This is a genomic window from Streptomyces beijiangensis, assembly GCF_017315755.1.
GTDB lineage: Bacteria > Actinomycetota > Actinomycetes > Streptomycetales > Streptomycetaceae > Streptomyces > Streptomyces beijiangensis.
Window position 1 is genome coordinate 1 of sequence record NZ_JAFLRJ010000513.1, and the last position, 1,412, is coordinate 1,412.

Below are 1,412 nucleotides of genomic sequence, written 5' to 3' on the forward strand. Positions count from 1 at the left end.
CAGCGCACCCTGTTCGCCCGCCGCAGGCCCCCGCTCCGTACCGAAGCGGCGCAACCCTCCGCACCCGTCGCCGAAATCACCTCCCTCTCAGTCCGCCGCGACCGCGTCGAAGCCCTGCGCCGGGTCAGCCTCTCCGTGGCCCCCGGCGAGACCATCGCCCTGATGGGACGCAACGGCGCAGGCAAGTCCACTCTCCTGTCGACCCTCGTCGGCCTGGTCGAGCCCACCACCGGCAGCGTCCGCGTCGGCGGGCTCCCGCCGCACCGCACACAGCCGCGCGAGATGGTGCGCCGCGTCGGGCTCGTACCGCAGGAGCCGCGCGATCTGCTGTACGCCGACACCGTCGCCGCCGAGTGCACCGCCGCCGACCACGACGCGGACGCCCCGGCCGGCACCTGCCGCGCCCTGGTCACCGAGCTCCTCCCCGGTGTCCCCGACGACACCCACCCGCGCGACCTCTCCGAGGGCCAGCGACTCACCCTCGCGCTCGCGATCGTGCTGACCGCGCGCCCGCCCCTGCTCCTCCTCGACGAACCGACCCGCGGCCTCGACTACGCGGCCAAGTCCCGCCTTGTCACCCGGCTGCGCGCGCTCGCCGCCGAGGGACACGCCATCGTGATGGCCACCCATGACGTGGAGCTGGCCGCCGAACTGGCGCACCGGGTGGTGATCCTCGCCGACGGCGAGGTCGTCGCGGACGGCCCGACCGCCGAGGTCGTCGTCTCCTCGCCCGCCTTCGCACCCCAGGTCGCCAAGATCCTCGCGCCGCAGGAGTGGCTCACGGTGCCGCAGGTCGCCACCGCGCTGGAGGATCTGGGATGAGCCCGGCCCCCATCCGCTTCGGCCCGCGTTCCCTCGCCGCCGTACTGCTCGTCTCCGCGATCGGCGCCATGGCCTTCCTCTGGCCGCTCTTCGCCGACCCCGGCTCGGACGTCGTCGCGCACAGCGGTGACGCCCCCTGGCTCTTCGCGCTGCTGCTCCCGCTGATGCTGGCCGTGGTCCTGGCCACGCTCGCCGACACCGGTCTCGGCCCGAAGGCCGTCGCCATGCTCGGGGTCCTCGCGGCGGTGGGCGCGGCGCTGCGCCCGCTCGGCGCGGGCACGGCGGGCATCGAGCCGATGTTCTTCCTGATGGTGATCGCGGGACGGGCGCTGGGCCCGGGCTTCGGCTTCACGCTGGGCTCGCTCACGATGTTCGCGTCGGCGCTGCTGACGGGCGGCGTCGGGCCGTGGATGCCGTTCCAGATGCTCACCATGGGGTGGGTGACGATGGGCGCGGGCCTGCTGCCGCGGGCCGGGGGCCGCACCGAGCTGTGGCTGCTCGCGGCGTACGGGGCGGTGGCCGGGTTCGCGTACGGCTTCGTCATGAACCTCTGGGGCTGGCCGGTGGTGACCGGCCAGTCGACCGCGCTG

2 protein-coding genes are annotated in these 1,412 nt (G+C 74.6%); both read left to right on the forward strand.

The window, feature by feature from the left end:
* Positions 1-822: energy-coupling factor ABC transporter ATP-binding protein (locus tag J0695_RS36140; protein WP_206969008.1), on the forward strand; the 822-nt coding region annotated here is incomplete at its 5' end.
* Positions 819-1,412, forward strand: a 594-nt coding sequence (locus J0695_RS36145; protein ID WP_242553637.1) for an ECF transporter S component, incomplete at its 3' end; no start/stop codon positions are given. The genes J0695_RS36140 and J0695_RS36145, both read left to right, overlap by 4 nt.